General features: G+C 43.4%; 27 protein-coding genes and 2 tRNA genes. 18 read left to right on the forward strand and 11 right to left on the reverse strand.

Translation table 11 applies throughout. The features are described 5' to 3' along the window. The 7 genes from carB (at window position 1) to MKX35_RS10870 (ending at window position 7,306) form a co-directional block, all read left to right on the forward strand. Complete coding sequence (gene carB, locus MKX35_RS10840; RefSeq protein ID WP_076299645.1) at window positions 1–3,228, forward strand: carbamoyl-phosphate synthase large subunit; 3,228 nt, start codon at window positions 1–3, stop codon at window positions 3,226–3,228. Window positions 3,229–3,338: 110 nt separating this feature from the next. Continuing rightward, complete coding sequence (gene pyrF, locus MKX35_RS10845) at window positions 3,339–4,085, forward strand: orotidine-5'-phosphate decarboxylase (protein WP_076284747.1); 747 nt, start codon at window positions 3,339–3,341, stop codon at window positions 4,083–4,085. Beyond that, window positions 4,082–4,720 carry an orotate phosphoribosyltransferase gene (pyrE, locus tag MKX35_RS10850; RefSeq protein WP_076299644.1) on the forward strand — a complete coding sequence of 213 codons (639 nt, stop codon included), beginning with the start codon at window positions 4,082–4,084 and terminating at the stop codon, window positions 4,718–4,720. Before pyrF ends, pyrE begins: the two co-directional genes overlap by 4 nt. A 544-nt stretch (window positions 4,721–5,264) precedes the next feature. Beyond that, window positions 5,265–6,752, forward strand: a complete 1,488-nt coding sequence (locus MKX35_RS10855) for an ABC transporter substrate-binding protein (RefSeq protein ID WP_076299643.1) — start codon at window positions 5,265–5,267, stop codon at window positions 6,750–6,752. Window positions 6,753–6,864: 112 nt separating this feature from the next. Then, window positions 6,865–7,029, forward strand: a complete 165-nt coding sequence (locus MKX35_RS10860; protein ID WP_019909365.1) for a hypothetical protein — start codon at window positions 6,865–6,867, stop codon at window positions 7,027–7,029. An 82-nt stretch (window positions 7,030–7,111) separates the two neighbouring features. Beyond that, window positions 7,112–7,188, forward strand: a tRNA-Met gene (locus MKX35_RS10865). Between the two features lie 44 nt (window positions 7,189–7,232). Next, window positions 7,233–7,306: transfer RNA gene (locus MKX35_RS10870), tRNA-Ile, on the forward strand. 119 nt (window positions 7,307–7,425) lie between these two features. On the opposite strand, the gene MKX35_RS10875 is transcribed toward MKX35_RS10870, so the two are convergent. Beyond that, window positions 7,426–7,554, reverse strand: coding sequence for a hypothetical protein (locus MKX35_RS10875; protein WP_341044147.1), 129 nt, complete (start codon window positions 7,552–7,554; stop codon window positions 7,426–7,428). A gap of 228 nt (window positions 7,555–7,782) precedes the next feature. Next, on the reverse strand, window positions 7,783–7,857 hold the full coding sequence (locus tag MKX35_RS10880; protein WP_179086703.1) for a hypothetical protein: 75 nt from the start codon (window positions 7,855–7,857) through the stop codon (window positions 7,783–7,785). Between the two features lie 257 nt (window positions 7,858–8,114). Between MKX35_RS10880 and MKX35_RS10885 the strand changes: the two genes are divergently transcribed. From MKX35_RS10885 to MKX35_RS10895, 3 genes are all read left to right on the forward strand, one after another. Then, complete coding sequence (locus tag MKX35_RS10885; RefSeq protein WP_076299641.1) at window positions 8,115–8,591, forward strand: GNAT family N-acetyltransferase; 477 nt, start codon at window positions 8,115–8,117, stop codon at window positions 8,589–8,591. A gap of 216 nt (window positions 8,592–8,807) precedes the next feature. Then, entirely contained in the window at window positions 8,808–9,410 is a 603-nt protein-coding gene (locus tag MKX35_RS10890) for a restriction endonuclease (RefSeq protein WP_076299714.1), read from the forward strand. 888 nt (window positions 9,411–10,298) lie between these two features. After that, the gene (locus MKX35_RS10895) at window positions 10,299–10,802 is read left to right on the forward strand and encodes a hypothetical protein (protein WP_076299640.1); all 504 of its coding nucleotides are present in this window, start codon (window positions 10,299–10,301) and stop codon (window positions 10,800–10,802) included. A 337-nt stretch (window positions 10,803–11,139) separates the two neighbouring features. Here MKX35_RS10895 and MKX35_RS10900 read toward each other — a convergent pair whose 3' ends face one another. From MKX35_RS10900 to MKX35_RS10910, 3 genes are all read right to left on the reverse strand, one after another. Beyond that, the gene (locus tag MKX35_RS10900) at window positions 11,140–12,129 is read right to left on the reverse strand and encodes a hypothetical protein (RefSeq protein WP_076299639.1); all 990 of its coding nucleotides are present in this window, start codon (window positions 12,127–12,129) and stop codon (window positions 11,140–11,142) included. Then, window positions 12,126–12,620: an RNA polymerase sigma factor gene (locus MKX35_RS10905; RefSeq protein WP_042190786.1), complete on the reverse strand. Its 495-nt coding sequence runs from the start codon at window positions 12,618–12,620 to the stop codon at window positions 12,126–12,128. The genes MKX35_RS10900 and MKX35_RS10905 overlap by 4 nt, the downstream gene beginning before the upstream one ends. Before the next feature lie 176 nt (window positions 12,621–12,796). Further along, window positions 12,797–13,129, reverse strand: a complete 333-nt coding sequence (locus MKX35_RS10910; RefSeq protein WP_076299638.1) for a DUF3139 domain-containing protein — start codon at window positions 13,127–13,129, stop codon at window positions 12,797–12,799. A gap of 110 nt (window positions 13,130–13,239) precedes the next feature. On the opposite strand from MKX35_RS10910, the gene MKX35_RS10915 reads away from it, so the two are divergent. Beyond that, entirely contained in the window at window positions 13,240–13,410 is a 171-nt protein-coding gene (locus MKX35_RS10915) for a hypothetical protein (RefSeq protein WP_179086700.1), read from the forward strand. A gap of 123 nt (window positions 13,411–13,533) precedes the next feature. Here the strand turns inward: MKX35_RS10915 and MKX35_RS10920 are convergent, their stop codons facing one another. From MKX35_RS10920 to MKX35_RS10930, 3 genes are all read right to left on the reverse strand, one after another. Further along, complete coding sequence (locus MKX35_RS10920; RefSeq protein ID WP_179085777.1) at window positions 13,534–13,695, reverse strand: hypothetical protein; 162 nt, start codon at window positions 13,693–13,695, stop codon at window positions 13,534–13,536. A 76-nt stretch (window positions 13,696–13,771) separates the two neighbouring features. Next, on the reverse strand, window positions 13,772–14,314 hold the full coding sequence (locus MKX35_RS10925; RefSeq protein WP_231573332.1) for an ImmA/IrrE family metallo-endopeptidase: 543 nt from the start codon (window positions 14,312–14,314) through the stop codon (window positions 13,772–13,774). A gap of 140 nt (window positions 14,315–14,454) precedes the next feature. Next, a complete protein-coding gene (locus MKX35_RS10930; RefSeq protein WP_076098563.1) occupies window positions 14,455–14,631 on the reverse strand; it encodes a YjfB family protein in 177 nt (58 codons plus the stop codon). 149 nt (window positions 14,632–14,780) lie between these two features. Between MKX35_RS10930 and MKX35_RS10935 the strand changes: the two genes are divergently transcribed. Then, complete coding sequence (locus MKX35_RS10935; protein WP_156113170.1) at window positions 14,781–14,927, forward strand: hypothetical protein; 147 nt, start codon at window positions 14,781–14,783, stop codon at window positions 14,925–14,927. A 78-nt stretch (window positions 14,928–15,005) separates the two neighbouring features. On the opposite strand, the gene MKX35_RS10940 is transcribed toward MKX35_RS10935, so the two are convergent. Beyond that, window positions 15,006–15,437, reverse strand: a complete 432-nt coding sequence (locus MKX35_RS10940; RefSeq protein ID WP_076299713.1) for a NucA/NucB deoxyribonuclease domain-containing protein — start codon at window positions 15,435–15,437, stop codon at window positions 15,006–15,008. A gap of 107 nt (window positions 15,438–15,544) precedes the next feature. Between MKX35_RS10940 and MKX35_RS10945 the strand changes: the two genes are divergently transcribed. Together MKX35_RS10945 and MKX35_RS10950 are read left to right on the forward strand one after the other, a co-directional pair. Beyond that, a complete protein-coding gene (locus MKX35_RS10945) occupies window positions 15,545–15,961 on the forward strand; it encodes a cytidine deaminase (protein WP_076299712.1) in 417 nt (138 codons plus the stop codon). Between the two features lie 173 nt (window positions 15,962–16,134). Next, on the forward strand, window positions 16,135–17,610 hold the full coding sequence (locus MKX35_RS10950) for a glycosyl hydrolase (RefSeq protein WP_076299637.1): 1,476 nt from the start codon (window positions 16,135–16,137) through the stop codon (window positions 17,608–17,610). Between the two features lie 81 nt (window positions 17,611–17,691). Here the strand turns inward: MKX35_RS10950 and MKX35_RS10955 are convergent, their stop codons facing one another. After that, entirely contained in the window at window positions 17,692–18,180 is a 489-nt protein-coding gene (locus tag MKX35_RS10955; protein ID WP_076299636.1) for a PH domain-containing protein, read from the reverse strand. Window positions 18,181–18,297: 117 nt separating this feature from the next. On the opposite strand from MKX35_RS10955, the gene MKX35_RS10960 reads away from it, so the two are divergent. Together MKX35_RS10960 and MKX35_RS10965 are read left to right on the forward strand one after the other, a co-directional pair. Continuing rightward, the gene (locus tag MKX35_RS10960) at window positions 18,298–18,858 is read left to right on the forward strand and encodes a hypothetical protein (protein WP_076299635.1); all 561 of its coding nucleotides are present in this window, start codon (window positions 18,298–18,300) and stop codon (window positions 18,856–18,858) included. A gap of 382 nt (window positions 18,859–19,240) precedes the next feature. Next, window positions 19,241–19,576, forward strand: coding sequence for a YolD-like family protein (locus tag MKX35_RS10965; RefSeq protein ID WP_042130171.1), 336 nt, complete (start codon window positions 19,241–19,243; stop codon window positions 19,574–19,576). On the opposite strand, the gene MKX35_RS10970 is transcribed toward MKX35_RS10965, so the two are convergent. Further along, entirely contained in the window at window positions 19,573–19,737 is a 165-nt protein-coding gene (locus MKX35_RS10970; protein WP_179085776.1) for a hypothetical protein, read from the reverse strand. The genes MKX35_RS10965 and MKX35_RS10970 overlap by 4 nt on opposite strands. A gap of 298 nt (window positions 19,738–20,035) precedes the next feature. On the opposite strand from MKX35_RS10970, the gene MKX35_RS10975 reads away from it, so the two are divergent. Both MKX35_RS10975 and MKX35_RS10980 read left to right on the forward strand, forming a co-directional pair. Next, window positions 20,036–20,722, forward strand: a complete 687-nt coding sequence (locus MKX35_RS10975) for a M15 family metallopeptidase (RefSeq protein ID WP_076299634.1) — start codon at window positions 20,036–20,038, stop codon at window positions 20,720–20,722. A gap of 76 nt (window positions 20,723–20,798) precedes the next feature. Further along, a complete protein-coding gene (locus MKX35_RS10980) occupies window positions 20,799–21,269 on the forward strand; it encodes a hypothetical protein (protein WP_042190773.1) in 471 nt (156 codons plus the stop codon). The last annotated feature ends 10 nt before the right edge of the window (window positions 21,270–21,279 follow it).

A 21,279-nucleotide genomic window follows, 5' to 3' on the forward strand; every position in this document is an offset into this window, starting at 1 on the left:
ATGCCAAAGAACGATAAACTTAAAAAAATACTAGTGATCGGTTCCGGACCGATCGTCATTGGTCAAGCAGCGGAGTTTGACTACGCAGGAACTCAGGCTTGCCAAGCCCTTAAAGAAGAAGGCGTGGAAGTCGTACTGATTAACAGCAATCCAGCAACAATTATGACAGATACTAATATTGCAGATAAAGTATACATCGAGCCTATTACGCTTGAATTCGTAACTGCTATTATTCGTCAGGAGCGTCCAGATGGATTGCTTCCAACGCTGGGCGGTCAAACTGGCCTAAATATGGCTGTAGAATTGGCTCGTGCAGGGGTACTTGAGCAAGAGAATGTTAAGCTTCTCGGTACACAGCTTGATTCCATTGAGAAAGCAGAAGATCGCGATTTGTTCCGTGATCTAATGCGTGAATTGGATCAACCTGTACCGGACAGCACCATTATCACTACTGTAGATGAAGCAATGAAATTCGCTGAGGAAATTGGATTCCCTTTGATTGTACGTCCAGCTTATACGCTTGGCGGCACAGGCGGCGGGATCTGCGATAACGAAGAAGAGCTGCGTGAAACTGTCAAAGCAGGAATTCGTTACAGCCCGATCGGACAATGTCTGGTTGAGAAGAGTATTGCCGGCATGAAGGAAGTTGAATACGAGGTTATGCGTGATGCTAATGACAACTGTATCGTTGTCTGCAACATGGAAAACTTTGATCCTGTAGGCGTACATACAGGTGACAGTATCGTTGTGGCACCTAGCCAGACGTTGTCAGATCGCGAATACCAAATGCTGCGCACAGCTTCGCTCAAAATCATCCGCGCCCTGAATATTGAGGGTGGATGTAACGTACAATTCGCACTTGATCCGCAAAGTTATCAATATTATGTAATCGAAGTAAACCCGCGTGTCAGCCGTTCCTCGGCTTTGGCGTCCAAAGCAACTGGATATCCGATTGCCAAAATGGCTGCCAAAATCGCGATGGGTTACACGCTGGATGAAATCGTCAATCCGGTTACCGGACAGACTTATGCATGCTTCGAGCCTACACTTGACTATATTGTAAGTAAAATTCCACGCTGGCCGTTCGACAAGTTCATTCATGCGAACCGTAAGCTGGGTACGCAAATGAAAGCGACAGGCGAAGTAATGGCGATCGGCCGTACTTTTGAAGAGTCGATTCATAAAGCGATTCGTTCCTTGGAAATTGGTGTTCATCGCTTCCGCCTGCCAGGTGCAGAGACACTGGAAGAGAGCGTGCTGCGTGAACGTCTTGCGAAGCCTGATGATGAGCGTCTGTTCCTAATTGCTGAAGCTTTCCGTCGTGGTTACGGTTTGCAAGAAATCCAGGATATTACGAACGTGGACTGGTGGTTCCTCTCCAAAATTGAAGGTTTGATTAACTTTGAAGAGGTTATTCGCGGCGAAGAAACTTTGTCTGCGGAAACTCTATACCAAGCGAAACGTAAAGGCTTTACAGACCGTGCGATTGCTGAAATTCGTGCAGAAGGACAAGCGAACGGCAAGTTTACTAAAGAAGCTGATGTGCGTGCGCTGCGTTTGGAGCAAGGTTTAACACCTGTGTTCAAAATGGTAGATACTTGTGCGGCGGAGTTCGAAGCTACTACACCTTACTACTACTCGACTTATGAGACTGAGAACGAAGTCATTCATTCTGACAAGCAAAAGGTTATCGTGCTGGGATCTGGTCCAATCCGGATCGGTCAAGGGATTGAGTTCGATTACTCCACAGTGCATGCGGTATGGGCTATTCAGAAGGCTGGATATGAAGCGGTTATCATCAATAATAACCCTGAGACGGTATCTACAGACTTCAATACTTCGGACCGGTTGTATTTTGAACCTCTATTCTTCGAAGATGTTATGAACGTAATTGCGCAAGAGAATCCGATTGGGGTTATCGTTCAATTCGGAGGTCAGACAGCGATTAACCTTGCGGCGCCTCTAAGTGCTGCTGGTGTGAAGATTCTTGGAACTAGCCTTGATAGCATTGATGAAGCTGAGAACCGTAAGAAATTCGAAGCTTTGCTGGCACGCCTTGATATCGCTCAACCGAAAGGAAAGACGGTTACCGACGTGGATCAAGCTGTAGAAACTGCACAATCCCTTGGGTATCCGGTGCTGGTACGTCCTTCCTACGTACTAGGCGGACGTGCAATGGAAATCGTATATAACGATACTGAACTACTTAGCTACATGGTAGAAGCGGTGAAAGTGAATCCAGAGCATCCGGTATTGATTGACCGTTACATGTTAGGTAAAGAGGTTGAGGTAGACGCGATTTGTGATGGTGAGACAGTAGTTATTCCGGGCATCATGGAACATGTCGAACGCGCAGGTGTTCACTCCGGTGACTCTATCGCCGTATATCCTCCGCAATATCTGGATGAAGGTCTAAAAGAGAAAATCGTTGAGATCACAATTAAAATCGCTAAGGAACTGAAGACGATTGGACTGGTCAACATCCAGTTTGTTATCTATCAGAACGAAGTATACGTAATCGAAGTAAATCCACGCTCCTCGCGTACGGTTCCTTTCCTGAGTAAGGTGACAGGAATTCCAATGGCGCATTTGGCAACCAAAATCATTCTCGGCAGCAAGCTGAAGGATGACGGTTATACAGAAGGTTTGTGGCCGGAAAGCGATTATGTATCGGTTAAAGTGCCAGTGTTCTCTTTTGCCAAACTGCGCAGAGTAGAACCTACACTCGGACCTGAAATGAAATCAACCGGTGAGGTTATGGGCCGTGATAAATTGTACGCAAAAGCTTTATACAAAGGTCTGATCGGAGCAGGGATGAAAATTCCAGCCACAGGCGCTATCATCGTTACGGTGGCAGATAAAGATAAAGCAGAAGCTGTAGAACTTATGAAAGGCTTCCACTCCATGGGTTACAAAATCATTGCTACTGGAGGCACTGCACAAGCGCTTGAAGAAGCAGGCCTCAACGTAATGAATGTAAATAAGCTGGATGAAGGTGCGCCAAACATTCTCGACTTGATTCGTGGTGGGCAAGCTAACTTCGTCTTTAATACACTGACTAAAGGTAAAACGCCAGAACGTGACGGATTCCGAATCCGCCGTGAAGCGGTTGAGAATGGCGTCGTATGTATGACTTCACTGGATACAGTGACGGCACTTCTCAGAATGCTGCAGACGATTAACTTCTCGTCACAGTCCATGCCTGCTTTTGTCGGACAATTGAACTAATCTCATAAAGATGCATAGGGCGGTTTGCGTTTACGCAGACCGTTCCGCTATGCCTAGGGTCTAATAAATAAAGGGTGTGGATGTAGTCTGCACTGGATAGGAGCATGGTTATGGGAGTAGGAGAAGTAGAGTGGAAAGCAATGGCGAATCGTCTGATGGTCGCCTTGGATTATCCTGATGTTACTGGAGCAAGAGCCTTAATCGACAAGCTGGAAGGAATTCCTTGCTATATGAAGGTAGGCATGCAGCTGTTCTATACGGCAGGACCGGAATTTATTCAAGAGCTGAAATCTCGTGGCTATTCTGTGTTCGTTGACGTGAAAATGCATGATATCCCTAACACGGTAAAAGGTGGCGCTCAAAGTCTTACAAATCTTGGTGCTGATATGTTTAACGTACACGCAGCAGGGGGCTCAGCCATGATGGCGGCAGCACGCGAAGGAGCGGCTTCAGCAGTTAGTGCTAATGCTGCCCTTAAGATGCCTTTGATTATTGCAGTTACCCAGCTAACCAGTACGAGTCAAGAAGTGATGAATAACGAAATTGGGATCGCTGGAGAGGTAGCGGATACTGTGGTAAGATACGCCAAGCTGGCTGCCGATGCGGGTCTAGATGGTGTAGTAGCATCGCCACAAGAGTCCGCAGCTATCGCAGAAGCTTGCGGCCCAGCATTTTGCACGGTTACACCGGGTATCCGGCCAGCAGGTGCTTCCTTGGACGATCAGTCCCGGGTTATGACACCTGGAAAAGCCATTCGTCAGGGTAGTCACTACCTTGTTGTAGGACGGCCGATTACAGCTTCACCAGATCCACGTCAAGCAGCACTAAACATTATTGAGGAGATGACCCTAGCATGAGCTCATTAAATAGAAGTGAACAAGTAGCAAGTTATCTGTTGGAGATTGGAGCAGTAGCACTGCGTCCCCAGGAGCCTTTTACATGGACCTCTGGTATCAAATCGCCGATCTATTGCGACAATCGTCTGACTATGGCTTACCCAGAAGTTCGTAACTATATTGCAGATGCCTTCGCGCAGCTTATTAAGAGCGAGTATCCGGACGCTGAAGTGATCGCAGGTACAGCAACCGCAGGTATTCCACACGCGGCTTGGGTAGCAGATAAACTGAACCTGCCAATGGCTTATATCCGTGATAAAGCTAAAGGCCACGGCAAGCAGAATCAGATCGAAGGTCTGATTAAGCCGGGACAAAAGGTTGTTGTTATTGAAGATCTGATCTCCACAGGTGGAAGCTCCATCAAAGCGGCTCAGGCCGTGCAAGAAGCTGGCGCAGAAGTGCTGGCTGTACTCGCGATCTTCAGCTATGAGCTGGATCGTGCAGTGGATGCTTTTGCTGCAGCTGAATTGCCATTACAAAGCTTGTCCAACTACAGCACATTGATTGATGTGGCTCTTGCACAAGGTAAAATTGAATCGACGGACGTAGAAGTACTGAAGTCTTGGAGAAAAGATCCTTCATCATTTGGTGTTTAAGCTTAAATAAATGATTATAGTTTAGGCGAGCCTCTCACTTTTTAGTGAGGGGCTTTTATTTTTTAACAGACACAACATACTCAACTGTCATTCAAGACACGAATAGTTGTATTTTGTACACTTAAACTAACTTTTCTTAGAGGAATTGGCACTATAGTTGCACTTTGTGCAATTATAATCAGCCTAGTATCCACCGAAACCTTCTAGTAACGGTTATTAATTGTACAGAGTGCAATTAAAAGGAAAAATAAAATAAATGAGTTCTAATAGTTGCAGAAAGTACAACTATCCAGTCGTGGAGGGTAGGATTGTGTCGGTCAGCGGAGATGTAGCAAGTGAGCAAGTGTGAGTGGGAAAGTGGAGATTGTGTATCTGCAAAAGCTCCTAGTAACATTTTTATGAGAATAATATGAAGAAATCGTAGTATAACTTTAAACGTCCTGTAACTTCCCTTCTTGATTAAAGCTTTATACTGTTACTAGGATTATGGATTATTTATCCATAAGATGTAGAAGAATCAAGTATTTTATGGGAGGATATAATAATGAATCATATAAACAACAATAAACGGCTGTGGCGCCGCTGGTTAAGCCTTGGGGTATGCGCTGCGCTGATACTACCACTAATCTCTGATGGGTGGAATACGGCTTGGGCTGAGCCTTCTAAGGCTTCAGTGGAGCAACGTGTATTGCGTATTGGGAGTCTATGGTCTGGGGAGGACGATTCGTTTTTTCGTCAGCAGTTTACAGATATGTATGAATTGCAGCATCCAGAAATCAAATTGGAGATTATTCCGGCTATAGATACGAATGACCTTCGGTACAATAACACCTCCTCAGACGCAAGCTCTGACAATTTGGAAAATATCCGGGCGATTATGGGCGGGGATAAGCCTGTTGATGTGATCGTCGGTGATAGCGCATTAGTGAAGAGTTTGGTGGATCATAATCTTGTCCAATCGCTGGAGCCGCTTATAGCGCGTGATCAGTATGATTTAAGCAATATGGCGCCTACGATGCTGAATGGAGTTCGTGAACTGGGTAGAGGAAGTCTTTTTGCGTTGGCACCGATCTTCTCGTCTAGTGCGCTTTTTTATAATAAGGAAATCTTTGATGCTGCTGGTGTGGGCTATCCAACGGACAAGATGACTTGGAATGAACTGTTTACGCTGGCAGATAAGGTGACGAAGAAGTCATCTAATAAAGAAACTCGGATATACGGGTTCTCGATGAACCGTTACTTAAGTGATCCATTCTGGGATATGCAGAGCTATGTCGCACCGCTAGAACTTACGATGTACGATAATAAGGGTCAGCACATGACTGTAAATACCACACAGTGGAATCAGACTTGGACTACTTACAGCCAGTTGGTTAAGAAACAAATTGTACCTGAGTTAAATGGGTTGGATTTTGCAGGAACAGAAGGGAATGCCTACAGTCCAATCCAAGGCGATCTGTTCCTCACAGGAAAAGCAGCAATGGTCGTTGGAGAATATGGTTATCTCAATGAACTGGCGGGAGTGGCCCGTAATGCTGCTAAGATCAAAAATTACAGTCCCATCAAATGGGGTGTGGTTACTGTACCTACCTTTCAGGAAAAACCGGATGTTGCCATTGGAACATGGCTTGGTAATATGATGGCTATTAGTTCTACGGCTACTAATAAGGAAGATGCCTGGGATTTGATTAAGTTCGTCAACAGTAATGAGGTTGCGAAAATTAAAGCCCATAACAAGAGTGAGCTGACTTCCCGTAAGGATTATATTACCGCTCAGACCCCTTCTGTAAATTTGGAAGCTTTTTATACACTTAAGCCTTTACCTGCAACGGATCCTTTATTGATCAGTTTACAGATGCAGAAGCCTGGGATTAGCCGGATTAGCGATGTTGGACGTCAACTATTCATTGATGTTTATCAGGGGAAGAAAACCGTCGAGAATGCACTCAAAGCGTGGGAGAAGCAAGGGAATACCATGCTGGATACACTTGAAAAAGATCCCACCGTCTATTTTGACTCGATCGGTGAATGACTCTGGAATATGCCCTAAGCCACCAGTTTTCTGGTGGCTTATTTTGTGGAACTTGGGCATGATAAGTTCAGAGCGGTGTATCATAAATTTGCGAAAAGGAGAAGAGGGCATCATGAATTGGATATACTTCGCGAAACTGTTCAGGACCAGATTTCAAGCAGGTTGTTTGGCTAAAAGATTGGAGCAAGATGGCTGGATTTACGGTTATCATGACCCACGTTTTGTAGAAATTTATCGATCCCGTAAGGGAAGGTACGGGGTTAGATTTCTGCCTTGAGAACTTTTATAAATTCTTCCTTGACGTAGACCCAATTTGTACTGTATATTATTTATTGTCGCTGTTTGAATATTTTTTCTGACGCGGGGTGGAGCAGCCCGGTAGCTCGTCGGGCTCATAACCCGAAGGCCGCAGGTTCAAATCCTGCCCCCGCAACCAATTTATTTACAACAGCAATTCTACATTCGGATATTTTTAGATCCGGGCCCTTAGCTCAGTTGGTTAGAGCGGTCGGCTCATAACCGATTGGTCGGGGGTTCGAGTCCCTCAGGGCCCACTTATCAAAAACCCTTACTTTGTAAGGGTTTTTTGCTGTCTATAGGGTTAGTGATATAAAGAAAATAGGATTGGGAAAGGCCGGGATTTTAAGTTTGCTAACGGATTTGCTAACGAGAATTATTTTTCTGCAGTTTCGAGCTGTTTTTCAGCGTATTTATTCAGTTCTGCTTCAATTTTGTCAACGGCCTCTTCCTGCATGATTGGGGGTAGGTGTGAGTATCGTTCGTTGAACATCGCTGGAGTCATACCCAGTCGTTCAGCAGCTACCTTTGGATTTATATAACCTCCGCCAGGGTAGCAACATACTAAGTCATTATCCTCATATGAGTCTCCATATTCTTTTTTTATAATCCTCGATTTGTTTGTAGCGTTCTTAAGGTCATCAATAATATTCTGAAAAAGTTATACCTGTCGTATGGAATCATTCGTTCTCGGGCGTTGAATGACTAAACCATCACGTGTCCAGTTAGCCGTCTAGATCACCTTGAGTTCTTTCTTTTCGAAGTCGATATCACCCCAGCAAAGTCCAAGGATCTCACCACGTCTCATTCCAGTATAAATTGCCAATGAAAACACAATAGACTGGCGGGCGCCTCATCAAGCTAACAGGCAGTAAAGTTTAACTTAAAATAAACTTTCCGTTTCCCGCAGTTAACTTAAGGTGTAATCTGAAAGCACCTTTTTTTGAAGGTGATACTCATCAAGAACCGTATTTATGAAGGAGTAACTTAATGCAAGCTATTAAATCTATAATAGAGTGTCCAGAGCGAAACGATAGTTGAATCTACAGAGGGATGGTATCAAACATGGACTATGAAATCAAAATAGCAACCTTGGAACATAAAGAAATACTCAGCAACCTGTTACAATTCTATATTTATGATTTCTCAGAATTTATGGAGTTGCAGTTTGAGGCAAACGGTAAGTATGCTAATTATCCAATTGATGAATATTGGTCTAAAGACCCCAATTATCCATATTTAATCAGTCTCAATGGGAAAATTGTTGGATTTGTCTTAGTCAAATTAAAAAATCGGGAAGAAGATGACGCATATTTTTCTATTGCTGAATTTTTTATTGCGAAGAAGTATCGTAGGCTGGGATTAGGGAGATTGGTTGCTAAAGATATATTTGATATGCACCAGGGAAAATGGGAAGTTTACCAAATAGATAACAACAAGCCCGCTCAACTCTTTTGGAAAAAGGCAATAGAAGAATATACAGGAGGAAAATTTACTGAACGAATTGAAGTAGGAAGAAGAACACAAGTATTCATTAGTTAATGATATTCAGGACTAGCAAGGGCTTACGCTAACGGGAAACGTGAGTCCAAAAACCAACAGTAGTCTAGGTCTTTTTCTTACCAGTCATATATACATAATGTTCCAAATATTTTATATTAAGGTTTTAGGGTTTGGGAGTAATGGCATTGTAATTTGGAAGAACCTCGCCGGCATTGGTGAGGTTCTTATATTAATGGGGGTTGCTGGTTGACAAAAATGATAATTTTGTTGGTTATTCTTGCTATCATTACTGCTGTTTTTGTATTCAAAGTTTTATCTAGAAAGAAGAGTTACCCTCCCCAAAGTATAGTAATTGATCCACTTAAGATTACGATCCAGGACATAGACCGAATGGTAGACGGAACTGGCTTTGTAGAATATCTGTATCGTTTATTTTTGGCCATGGGTTATAGTGATGCATATAAAACGAGAGGAGGCAGAGATTTTGGATCTGACTTAGTGTTTACAGACGGGGAGGGGGTTCGAAATGTTGTTCAGGCAAAGTGTTATTCTTATCCAGTAGGGTTAGAAGCTGTTCAAGAGATCTATAGTTCCATGAGATATTACAGGGCAAAAAAGTCCATGGTAATATCCTCAAATCAATATACCTCAGCGTGTGAAGAACTTGCTAGTTATAACGCCGTAAGATTACATAGTAGAAGTGACCTTATAGAAATTATAAACTTTTTCAAGTCAGGGCAGATTGATAAGGCAAAGGATATCCTTGAGTCAGAGCCCAGGATTATACTGGAGTCATGGGATAATAAAGTAATTAAGAAGGACTTCAAAGTTGAAAAACGATGGGTTGCGAAGAAATAGATAGTTCGTAGAACAAGGAGCTTTTATACAGATGAACAATGAAGATTTTCAATACAGAAATACATACTTTTTCGTAGGGAATCCAACGATTCTATGGATCACCATACTTGGCTTGGTGTTGTTAGGATTTGTATTGTTTTATTTGATTAAGAAATACATAAAGCAGAGAAAATGAAACCAGGTATTTCATTATTGTTCAATAATTATGATGTTGCGAATGAGGAACGACAATCTTTGATGGTTGTAATGATGTGTGGAGCCCTCATATCTATTGGTGGATATAACTATTTGAAAAACAGAAAATGTTGAGTTTGTAGTTGTGCTTAAAAGCCCATAAAGAAACCCAGGACAAACTCCAGGTCTAATGGGCACATTGGTCACAAATTTGGTCACAAACTCATTTTAATTAAGTTTAATCGATATTAGCTAATCCCAATAAAAACAAGAGTTCTTAAATAGAGTTTAAGGCATTTATCCCTTTCCTCTATATCAGTTGGTTAGAGCGGTCGGCTCATAACCGATTGGTCGGGGGTTCGAGTCCTTCAGGGCCCGCTTATCAAAAAACCTTACTTTGTAAGGTTTTTTTGCTGGCTATAGGTACATAAATTCAAAAGGCAGGGAATTAGGAAGGCTGGAATTTTGAGCTTGCTAACGGATGCACTGATACCAGATTTATCGCCATGCGCTTGCAGGGATAGTTTAAATCTTTTGAATGCACTAAAGAGCAGAGGGATTTAATAAATCTTAAATAGAGGTCTGACATTCATTTGAAAAAAGTGCTATAATTATTAAATCAGTGTGTAGAGATATTGGTCTTTTTATTGGGCCAAAAATATATGTCTCATGATACGTCTGCCATCTGAAATATGATTCACGGAGATGACAAACATGCATGGAGACACAAGACTGCCCAGAAACGGAAAAGAAGGTATATTATTTTTACTCATTATTTCAATCATTTCAGTAAACACTATTGCCCCTATTATTGTGGGGTTGGAACGGGGCTTCAGTAAGGAAGTGTATATAGATACACTAAAGGTTATTCCGTTTATGTGGATGATCGTAGTTTTATCCGTAAGATTAGTTGCCGGGCCGATTGTTGGGAAAGTGATGCCGAAATTCATGGGACAAACCGATGGATTTAATGCTAGGGTGCTGTTGAATACTTTATTGAATGTTACGGTGTTATCTATTTTACTATTGATAATCGGTACATGGGTTGGGACGAAACAAATAAGTCTAGAGCCACTTAAAAACTTCCTTCATATCTGGCCAAGAAACTTTGGTATAGCATTTTGGATTGAACTGTTGGTTGCTCAGCCGATAGCAAGATTTGCGATGAAAACATTACACACAAGACAGGATCGTAAAACAGAAAGTGTAAATGCGTAACTTGCTGAAACGTTGTATACGAATAAGAATCTCAGGAACGTCCATGGTGGGCGTTCTTTTTTTGAGTCCCGTTATCATAGCAGTATTGAACATGTAAAAGAGCCATCATAGGATTAATCTACAACGGCTCTTTTATACTTAGAATCTGATATTCTGACATGACGCAATGTAAACCATACAGCCAACACAAAAAGGGCGCTATCGCAAAGCCATGAAATGGTTTTGCAGCAACGCCTTTTTTTTGTATCCAGCTAGACTTTTCTAATGGGTATGGTGCCCGAAAAGTTGTCCCAATCGTTGTTCCTATCGCTGTACTCTCGGTTTTCGACCATCATTTTTATGGCTTCATACTATCCCATAGCAGCTGGAATGCCCCGGACTCGACCTTGAAGAATACAGGTGCCTGACCGTAACGTACTAGCCCTTGACCAAACAGCGTCAGCTCTACCCTGGCATTGTCTTCCAGCTGGAGATAGAGAACCTTGCGGTCTTCGCTGTCGTAGATGCCTTGCGCGGTAAGAGGCTCTGCTGCCAGCGGTTCGGCTGCTTGGAGTGCCTTCAAGAAGCCATTAAGTGCCTCGTCGTCAGCGAGCGGTGTGTACTGCTGCTGTCCGTTGTTCCAGCTGTCGAAGCTTTCCCACTGTGCGGAAGTAATTCTACCTTCAAGATTTAGCTTGCCAAATAGATCAGCGCCGCTGTTTACGGTGATCCCGTTTGTATGCTCATACAGTTCGGCGAATACCTCGCCGTTGATTTCCGAATAGGACATAATCAGGAAATTGGAGTCATATCCCTTTACGGAATAGATATCTGTTTCGCCGATGTTAGAAGCTAACTCAATATATTTGTCTTTACCGCTCCACTCATCGATGCCACCTGTAGTACGTCCAAGCTTGTCACCGCGCAGAGCGGCAGCATCGGCTGCGTTGATTCGAGTCGCAGACTGTGTATAAATGTTATCTTTATATACGACTAGAGCGATCATATCTGCCATAACGCCAGATTTGGTATCCGGCAGTTCCAGCTTGGGGATGACAATGCTTCCGGACGCATTTGTGCCAGAATTGCCTGGTTGGCTTGGACCTGGAGTTACCTGAGCGATTTGCCCTTGAGTACTCTGGCCATTTAACTGCTGCCATATATTAGGTGCAGCTAAGCCGATCCCGGCGGCGAGGACGATACTTGCCGCGATATAAACCGTCTTGCGTGGACGTTTCCGTTCCTGCTGTTGCTCCAGTTTGTCTATCAATTCTTTTTTCATCTCTTCACCTGGTTTCATAGAATCCACCGCTCTCTTGTATGATGTTCGAAACTGATCTTCTTTCATTGTGATTCCACTCCTTCCAGCTCCAGTTTTAACAGTTGCCGTCCCCGTTGAAGTCTCATCTTCACGGCAGACTGACTAATCTGCAGAATCTTGCTGATTTCCTGGATGGGATAGTCCTCGTAATAATAAAGATGGATTACGGTTTTATACTTCATAGGCATCGCCATAACTAACTGCAGTAGAGCCAAATCCTCGGGGGTGTCTACCGCAATCGGCTCAGCATTTTCCAGCTTAACCTCTCGCTTGCGCCAGCCTCTGCCCAGTAATGTTTTACAATGATTGGTGATTACTCGGATCAGCCATGCTTTTTGATGTTCAGCGTCTTTGAACTTTGGTGCTTTTTCTATCAGTTTGATGAAGGTATCCTGAGTGGCCTCTTCGGCATCTTGGCGGCTGCCTAAATGGACCAAAGCAATCCGGAACAGCATATCTGCGTAGATTTCGTAACTCTTTATCACATGATTTCCCGGCCGGGTCATGGATCGTTGCATGATTCTATGCCCCCTTTACCTATAACACCATTTAGGACGGCATTTGGTCACATTATGTTCCTGAGAAAATTTGTTAGCGTCTAGATCAAGGGTTAGAATCTAAAAAAGGCGCGATTGCCCCAGCAGCCATATCATGACTACTGAGACAATCGCGCCTTTATAATAGAAGTTCCCCTTTACGGGAGGCCCTCCTCAATATGTTTATATGTATAGTTTGGATCAAACCTTTTTACAAGAGCCATGCTATATTGATAAATCCGATCCTTCTCTTTTCGATAAAAGTATCTTGCGTTAGGTTCATCTGCAAAAATCACCGTTGTACTTACGACGGGAGCCTTACTAATCTGGGTGTGTACTTTATAAAGATCTTCATTCTTATAATCTCTCGTAGCTACCAAATAATGAATCACTTCATTGTCCATATGATTTCGGAAGGCCTGAAGCGCTAAAGAAGCGACTCCATATACAATAACGAAGGTAATAAGAATTATTTTTGTTCTTTTCTTCATTAATTCCCTCCATTTAGCTAAAATGTATATATTATAAGATAATATATTGTGACTGGTATGTCATATCTATTGTATCTTGTAATCTACACATTAGAAGGGTGGAGAGAAAGATGACACAGCAAGAAGAAAAAATACAGGAGCTGGAGCGGCGAATTAAGGTATTGGAGAATCATACTAGTCCCAGCCTACCAGGTCTCAGAATCTTATGGTTTATTATTTGGGGAGTTGTGGGTATGTTCCTCATTCTAATTCTTATTGGTTTGATTCAATTTGTCGCATAACAGAGCTTATAATTACAAATAAGGCAGCAAATTTCCTGCCGATAGTTAAACCCGCGTAGGTAAAGAATTGCCTGGGTATACTATACTTGCTGCCTTTTTATTATGAACTTACACAAATCATCTTCAGTCTTCTTTGGGTTCTTGCAATAAAATGGAGAAGGTCCCCGTTTCATGATCCACTTCAATCGACTCGATCCCAACAAAATCCGGAATTTCGGGGTGTACTGCATCTACGTTATAATCTGGATGAGTCATCAATAATTCAATTACTTTAATGGCTTCCATATCGATCCCCCTTGCGAGAAATTCCACCATAATTAATGGTCCTTCATTGCGACTACCCTTATTATCTCCGCAGTCATTATTGAATATGTGTTAATCGTTCTTCGTTTCTTCCCATCACGGCCAATAATTGCCCCTGAAAAACACGTCTTTGAATTTGATCAATCCGCTGTAAAGCCAGCTCGCTTGGCACTTGAAATTCTGCTGCAAGATAGCTGATTGCATCTTCACGTTGCTCAGGCAATGTCATGCGGGAGATCATGGAGTAGGGCATAGCTGCATAAAGAATAAATCGCTCAGATTCATCCTCCTGTGCCCGCGTAAAATGTTCTGGCATCAATATTTGATCAGTACCATGGCGGAGCAGATGACAGAGCTCATGGAGAAACTCTAGCCGCTGCAGACTGGCTGGAAGCCGGTTGTCTATAAACATGGTGTACATCCCCGCTGATGCTTCGATGCTCTTGCTTCTTACATCCAAATAATGAACCCAAATATTAAGCCGTTCTGCAATATAAGCAATCGAAATTTGCGAAGGCTGAGTAAGGTTCAGACGCTTGTATAAATCTTCTGTCCACTTCTCCAGCGCAGTCATTTGATAATAGGATTTCATATTATTCATATCATTCACCTCATTCAGAATCAGTTATAGGATCGTATGTTCGCATAAATGAGCAAAAGAAAAGCCCGAAGGCTATGTAAAGTAAAAAACATAAGGACACATAAGAACTAGTGTTCTCGTGTGTCCTTAGCATAAAGCAATTAAACACTAATATCAAGTGTTTTTCCTAAATTCGGAGCAACGCTTTTGCCCAGCATTTCCACCATCGTTTGACTCTGGGTTTCAGCCTGATTTTTGGCAATATTCATGACTTGTATTCCTACATTTTGAGCTAAGGATGCCTGGCTCATTGCCATTGATAATGCGGCTATATCCATATTGCACCTCCTTTGTGTATATCCTGTTTATCGACAGTGCCTACCTAATTCATTAGGTGAATAGCATTTGTTTGCCAGTTCGCCCAAACAGCTTATCTCCTTTTTACATATCTTGTGCTGTAGTCATTAATCATTAGGAGGAATTAATTATGGGAATGGAACATTGTGGTTGTAACGTAGGTCCTGTAGTAAGCCCAGTAAATGTAGGTCCGGTGTGTAGTCCTTTTACTTCAACAGGAGCTATTCTGGTACTCTTCATCTTGCTGGTTATCATCACTAAAGCTTGCTTATTCTAAGCTAGCTGATGCACATTGTAGCCCCATCCGGTATACCGGATGGGGCTATTCTTTTGAAGCACTGTTCACGTTAGCTTATTATTTGAACATAAATTCTACGCGGGTTCCATCCGCATAATCTTCTAACTGATTGCCAACCCAGCTTCCTGCGCCGCGGTTATCTTTTGGGGTTATGTATTCAATGTCGGCCCCTTTGCCGCCTTCATTACACATGGCCATGGGCCATTCATCGCGGTCGTAGCCTTTTTTGGTGGAGATCCCTTTTAAGGATTCTTTGCGGTTGTCTTCAGCCTGCTCACGGTTAATCGTGCACGTCGCGGACTCCCCTTTGGCAATCGCGTCCTGAATGTGCTTAGCGGTCTCAGGATAACGATCTGATGGGAAGATCAGCTGAACAACTTCTGAATCGGATGTGGACGAGGGGGCTGCCGGATCTCCGTTCTGTTCATACCAGTAACCGCCCAAAGCAAGTAACACAACAATGATGAGACTGGTGAGTAATTTCTGTATTTTCAAATCTGCTCCTCCTTTTTTGGAACTTAAAATAGTATATCTTATATCATAATGCAGTGCGATTTAATATACTTAGGAAAAATAAGAGGAGGACGGAATTGGATATGGAGTATTTGATTACGATTGAAGATCAGACGCTTATAGCCTCTGCTGAAGATATTATTACTAGACGCTATGAATGGGGAAGACACCATGTAGGGGCGGCGCTCCGTACTAAGACGGGGGAAATCTTTACAGCGGTACATGTAGAAGCTAGCATGGGACGTATTACAGTCTGTGCAGAAGCGATGGTGATTGGAAAATCGATATCCGAAGGCTACAAGGAATTTGATACGATTGTTGCGGTAAGGCATTCTGATCCGGACAGCGAGGAAAGAGAAATTAAAGTAGTTTCTCCCTGCGGGATGTGCCGTGAGTTAATTGCTGATTACGGGAAGGGTTGCAAAGTTATTGTATCCGAGGACGGCCGGTTAGCTAAATATGATATTTCTGAATTACTACCGCTGAGATATACGAGGTAAATTGGAGATATAGTCAGGAGCCGCCGGGCTCCTTTTTTTATTGAGCCGTGAATTTATTCAGCAGTTCCTTACACTGTCCTAAATTAATTTACAACTTCATGTCCATTCGTTGAGTTCATGTCACTATTGTCCCCATACTATAACTTAAAAAAGTTAAAAGGATGTGAGAGTGGATGGAACAGCGCAATCTTCGAAATATGGTTGATTCGGCATCGAGGTTTGTGAGCGATGTTCAGTGGCAAATAGCTTATCGTAAATTGCAAATGGCTCCGGCGGATTCGGAAACGGTACCTTCTGCTCAGAAATTGTTGAATACCCTTTATTTTCTGCAAGGAAAAGGATGGATTAGTGGACAACATGATTATTTGGAGAGCGCGGATGAGTTCAATGGGAAGTTGAAAAATACTAGCGGGCAATACGCCGCCCTTCACGGCTATGAGCTGGGGGCAATCAATAATCAGACGGCGGCACTAATAGACAATCAGCGGGATTGGGTCGTTAGCAGCGCTATTCGCTGGTATAAAGCCGGTGGAATCGTAACGATTAGCTATCACGCACAGTTGCCAGGGACTGCGCCAGTTTGGGATAACGTATCTACGAGCATAAGCAACGCTGATTTTGACAAATTTATAACCCCGGGTACCTCTCAGTACAACGCACTGATCGCTGACCTGGATAAGATAGCCCTTTCTTTAAAAAAACTAAATGATGCAGGTGTTCCTGTGCTCTGGCGGCCGTATCATGAAATGAATGGCGGATGGTTCTGGTGGGGGAAGAAGATCAACTACGTGGGACTGTGGAACCTTATGTTTGACCGTTTCACAAGCTATCATAAGCTGCATAATTTATTGTGGGTCTGGAGCCCAAACGCCAAAAATCAGTGGAGTGATGACCCTGCCGAATACTACCCAAGCGGTGACAAAGTAGATGTGCTGGCACTAGATATCTATGATGGGGATTTTAAGGGGAGTCACTATGATAGTCTATGGGATCTGGGTCGTGGAAAAGTGATCGCGATTGGAGAAAATGGAGAGCTACCGTCCCCTGCACTACCATCTAAATCACAGCCTAAATGGTCTTATCAGATGACCTGGGGCAAGCTTCTTTATGAGAAGAATACCGATGCGGTAATTAGAGCCTTTATGAATGACAGCTTTGTATTCACGCGGGAAGAGTATGCTGCTGAGGCGGCAATTGTAGCCGCTAAGGGAGACAGTGTGCTGCAGAGTGGACTATGGGGGCAATATTACAATAACATGACTCTTAGCGGCGCACCTGCGCTGACGCGAACCGATGCTAACATCCAATTTTCGTGGAAACAGGGTTCGCCTGATCCAGCCATTCGTGTCGACGCTTTCTCTGTACGGTGGAGTGGAAAACTGACTGCAGCCTATAGTGAAACCTATACCATTTACTCCTCCTCTGATGATGGGGTACGGGTGTGGATTGATGGAGGGCTGATCATTGATAGCTGGGTGAATCAGAGTGGACAGGAGCGAAAAGGCAGTGTGAATCTTATAGCTGGCAAGCTACATGAAATAAAAGTGGAGTACTATGAGAATGAGGGGGACGCGCGAATTGTATTGCAGTGGGAAAGTCCTAGCCAACCCAAAGGGATTATTCCAGCAGGAGCGTTTTATCTTCCATAAGACGATATCCGAACTGATTCGAGCATCGGAATATTAGCGAAAAAGCCCCGGATTTCGGGGCTTTTTTAATGTGAAAGGTTCTTAGATTTGTTCACGGTAGCTAATGTTGTTGGCGATCTTCTCGTCACGAACAGCTTTGCGCAGAATATCTTTGACGGTTTGGGCATCATGGATTTTTCGGAAAAGAAGCTGAGGCGCTGAGGCATCATCAGAAAATACAGTTAATGTACCGATGCCGAGCATCCGGTCCATGATAGATTGTGCTACGGATAAATCGCGTACACGCAGTAATTCGATCTCTTCGACATTTTTACCGATAAGTCCGGTCTTTACCATAATGCGCTGGCTTGTAATGGTGTACGTAGTCGTGTTTAGGCGTACGATTCCTTTGAGGCGATCAGAGATACTGGCTGGTTTGCCTTTCCAGAGCACGACTTCTTGAGTAGCGTTTGGATTTGCTGATGGACGACGGGTGGTCACTGGAGCGGCTCCGTCAATGCTAGATCCGCATTCTCCACAAAATTTAGCGCCCTGCTTATATTCTGATCCGCAGGTTGTGCAATAAGGCATAAATACTCTCCTTCCCTGATTACAATTGAAATAATTATAACATAATAGTCATTTTACATAAATTTCATTTGCGCTTTACACAAACCGACATTATTCTGTTAAGTGGAGGGATAAATAATGAAAAAAGTGTTACTAATAGGAACGCTAATGCTGACTGTCATCCTTAGCGCCTGCAGCAATAATAATTCAACTTCATCGGCTCCTGGCTCGGAAGAAGAAGTGCAGGAAACCGTGCAAAACTTCTACAATGAAATGTCTAAGCTTGATGAATTAGGAAAATCATCTTTAGCGGAGTTCAACGAAGCTATTGCTGCTTATTCAGCAGGAGAACTTTCGGACAGGCAGTTGGAGAAGAAGATTAACGAGTTCCAGAAGACCGCAACAGAACTATCCAATCAGGCTGAAAAAGTGAAAATCTCCTCTAGCTTGCCCGAAGACATTCGTAAACTGCTTGATGAGTCCAAAATTGCTTTTCAAAGTGCTTATTCTCTAAAAGAACAGGCCTCTCAAGGTGCTGATTCCGCAGAGGTCACTGCTGAGAAGTTCGAGGAATTGAATCAGAACGCTGACGTCGCGATGCTATACGGCATTTCCAAGCTTAATGAAGCAAGAGAAGCAACAGGACTCATCGATGCTGATGGTAAGTCCACCGCTGAACCAGAGAAAGTTCAAGAATAGATCGAAATTTAGACGCTGTACAGTTCAACTGTCAGCGTCTTTTTGATGCGATTTTGAGCTTGAGTAGAGGTAACACTGCCAATCCTATAAATAAGCCAGCTACGATTCCTTTTGTGAGGTCTGAGAGGGTACTGCTTCGATATACAAGGGGGTATAGACACAGGAATAATACGGGAATTAGGATGAGCAAGGCATTGTTTTTTTTCAAGTGGAAAGCTCCTCTCAATTAGATATTCAATATTATACAACTTTTAGATAAAAGAGGAGGATTTTAAAGTGGTATCTTTTTCCTGATTATTGATTATTCAGCGAAGGTGTGGATATAATACAAACATACGTTCGTATGTAACGGAATAAGTATAGAAATTAGGGAGGGGTTACCATGGGCAAAAAGCTGGAGAAAAACGGACTGTGGGAAAGTAGTCGCATGATGCTGCCGGAGCATAAGGTAAGAATCATTAGGGATGAACGGGAGACCCTGCGCCGCATTAAGCCTATTCTGGATGAGCAGAAGCTGGAGGAGATCGAATGTACACTGGCCTTATCGTTACGGAGTCATGTGCGCGTCACTGTTGTGCTGTTTGATCCTTTTGAGAATACGACAATTAGTGGTTTTGTGACTTCCATTCACACCCACTCGCGTGAGTTTAAGCTGCAGTGGGCGGAGGAATGGAAGTGGATTAATGTAGATGATCTAGTGGAGGTTTACATCGTCTAATGCTGAGAACCGCTGACTTCACTTTTTTCATAAGCAATTAGGGTCACCGTTGGGTTGCCGGTTAGATGTGCAATGGAAGCTTCGGCATTTCGAATAATTTCGAGTGCTTCTTCCTGCTCGCTCAGGGCAGCAACTTTATAGCTATCACTATGAATGTCCATATGTGTTCCCACCTTTCGCTAATATTTTGCCCTTTTTTGTAGAAATGATCCAAGGTGAAGAAGCTATGAATAGGTGCTTTTCAGGGGAGATCTCGGGGATACCGGGGTCTTTTTTTAAAATATAAGAAAGTATAAGTTATGCACCTATCATTTATGTCTTATATTTCTCGCTTAAACGCTTATCGTCCTTCCTTATATGGACGCCGAAGACATTTATGATTGTATGCTAAGGCAAGCAGGGGTATTAGTACAAGCGAATGGGGAAGCGGGATCATTGATTATAGCAAGGGGTGATTCTATGCTGACTTTAGATCAAGTGAGGGACAAATCGGCGGCGAGGCTTGTTGGGCTTCATCCTGTTTTGGCAGCAGGGGCGAAGGCTTTGATACAGCAAAGCTATGCCAGAGGAGTGCCCATCGTTATTACTCAGGGATTGCGGTCGATTGCTGAACAAAATGCCTTGTATGCGCAGGGGAGAAGTAGGCCTGGACCTATAGTTACCAACGCCAAGGGTGGAACCAGCTATCACAATTATGGCCTTGCGTTTGATTTTGCGCTTTTGCTGCCGGATGGAAATAGTATTTCCTGGGATATGAATCGTGATGCTGATAAAGATAAAATAGCGGACTGGCAAGAGGTTGTACAGGTGGGAAAACAGCTAGGGCTTGAGTGGGGAGGAGACTGGACGTCTTTTAAAGATTATTCACATCTGCAAATGGCCTTCGGCTTAACTACGACTCAACTTCGGGCAGGTAAACGTCCTACGACGGATCAGGTCAATGAAGCTTTAAAAAGAATTACTGGGGAGGATGACCAGGTGAACAAAGACGTTAAAGTAACGATAACCTTAAACGGCACTAAACTTACGGATGGTGTTCTTGATACCGGCGTAACGTATGTACCCGTGCGTGCTCTGGCTGAGGCGCTTGGAGCAAAGGTTACGTATGACGCAGCAAGCAAGACAGTGAATGTAGTAAAAGAGTAAAGCTATTCATGTATAGACAATGCCACCCAAGGGGAAATTATCAGTGATAACTAACCATAAAGGGAGGCATAACACTGTGAACAAGCTAATAACAAGCCTTGCATGCGGTACTGTACTGTCAATGAGTATAATGGGAGCTAGTTACGCTAATCCAATCGGGTCAGCCGCTTTAGGCGGTATCCCGAACGCGAATACGGGCATGGATGGTACCGTGAATAACACTCGGATGATGAATACGGAAGGCAATCTAATGAACGGCACCACGGGAACGATGAATCAGCATGAGAGCATTATGAAAGATAAGATTCGCACAGGGGAAAATTATAGACCTAACACCAATAACTACAATGAAAATTACACCCGGGATAACTACAACAGAAATACGGTAACTCCACTATCCAACACTACAACGGACGGTAGATATCGGGCAACCAGTACAACTACAAATACTGGGACTACCAGTAGAGGATCTAACTGGGGCTGGCTCGGATTGTTTGGACTCTTGGGCCTTGTCGGAATGAGAAGCAGAAGTGACGAACGCAGATAATCGACATGCC

It is taken from the genome of Paenibacillus sp. FSL R5-0923, assembly GCF_038009145.1.
Taxonomy (GTDB): Bacteria; Bacillota; Bacilli; order Paenibacillales; family Paenibacillaceae; genus Paenibacillus_AQ.